This window comes from Streptomyces sp. NPDC059740, assembly GCF_042733155.1.
Classification (GTDB): Bacteria; Actinomycetota; Actinomycetes; order Streptomycetales; family Streptomycetaceae; genus Streptomyces.
Map to the genome: position 1 here is coordinate 1 of NZ_JBHWGP010000106.1, position 1,300 is coordinate 1,300.

Sequence of the window (1,300 nt, forward strand, 5' to 3'; positions counted from 1 at the left end):
CTTGAGTTCTAGCGATCGTCGCAACACCCCAGTTCAAGGGGTGCGATGTTCGAGGTCCGCAAGACCCGGACGGTGGCTCAGGGCCGCAGGAAGCTGACCCGTGAGCGGGAGGAATACTTCCGGCTCGTGCAGCAAGGCGTGAGTTACGCGGAGGCCGCCAAGGCCGTCGGCATCAACCTCCGCACGGGAAAGCGATGGCGCAACGGCCGGAACCCCTCCGGCCGGCAGAAGGCGGCACCACCGGCCAGACCGGTGGTGCCGCCTTCTGGTGCGTCCCGGTACCTGCGTGAAGCCGACCGGATCTACATCGCCGACCGGCTCCTGGAGAAAGCCACGGTCCGCGCGATCGCCGCCGAACTGGGCCGCAGCCCCTCTACCGTCAGCCGGGAGATCCGCCGCAACCGGCACCCCGTCAACGGTCAGTACCGCCCCTTCGCCGCCCAGGCCCGCGCGGATGACCGCCGTCCCCGCCCCAAGCCCCGGAAGATCAGCCAGAACCCCGAGCTGCGGGCCGCCGTCCAGGCGGGTCTGGACGAGCGGTGGAGCCCGGAACAGATCTGTCACGCTCTGCGGAGACAGTTCCCCGACCGGCCGGAGATGCACGTGGTCCACGAAACCGTCTACCAGGCGCTCTACGTGCAGGGGCGCGGAGCGCTGCGCCGGGAGCTGGCCGGCGCTCTGCGCACCGGACGCGCCCGCCGCAAGCCCCACCGCCAGGCCAACTGCCGGCAGCCGCGCTTCACCGATCCCATGGTCATGATCAGCGATCGTCCGGCCGAAGCAGACGACCGGGCCGTGCCCGGCCACTGGGAAGGCGACCTGATCATCGGCAAGAACAGCGGCTCGGCGATCGGCACCCTCGTGGAACGCAGCACCCGCTACGTGATGCTTCTCCACCTGCCCGCCGACCACACCGCAGCCAGCGTCCGCGACGCCCTGACGGAGGCCGCACACAGGCTGCCGGCGCACCTCAAGCGGTCGCTGACGTGGGACCAGGGTTCGGAGATGGCCGCTCACCGCGGCTTCACCGTCGCCACGAACGTCCCGGTCTACTTCTGCGACCCGGCCAGTCCCTGGCAGCGCGGCTCCAACGAAAACACCAACGGCCTGCTGCGGCAGTACTTCCCGAAGGGAACCGACCTGTCCGTCCACAGCCGCGAGCACCTCGACGCCGTCGCCGCCCAGCTCAACGGCCGCCCACGCAAAACGCTCGGCTGGGAAACCCCAGCCGAGCGCCTGCATAAACTGCTCGCCGTCTGACACAACCGATCATGTGTTGCGACGATCCCTAGAAACCGCC

1 protein-coding gene is annotated in these 1,300 nt (G+C 69.4%); it reads left to right on the top strand.

Annotation, left to right across the window (positions count from 1 at the left end):
- Positions 1 to 138: 138 nt before the first annotated feature.
- Complete coding sequence (locus ACFV3R_RS34645; RefSeq protein WP_385591536.1) at positions 139 to 1,260, top strand: IS30 family transposase; 1,122 nt, start codon at positions 139 to 141, stop codon at positions 1,258 to 1,260.
- Positions 1,261 to 1,300 lie beyond the last annotated feature (40 nt).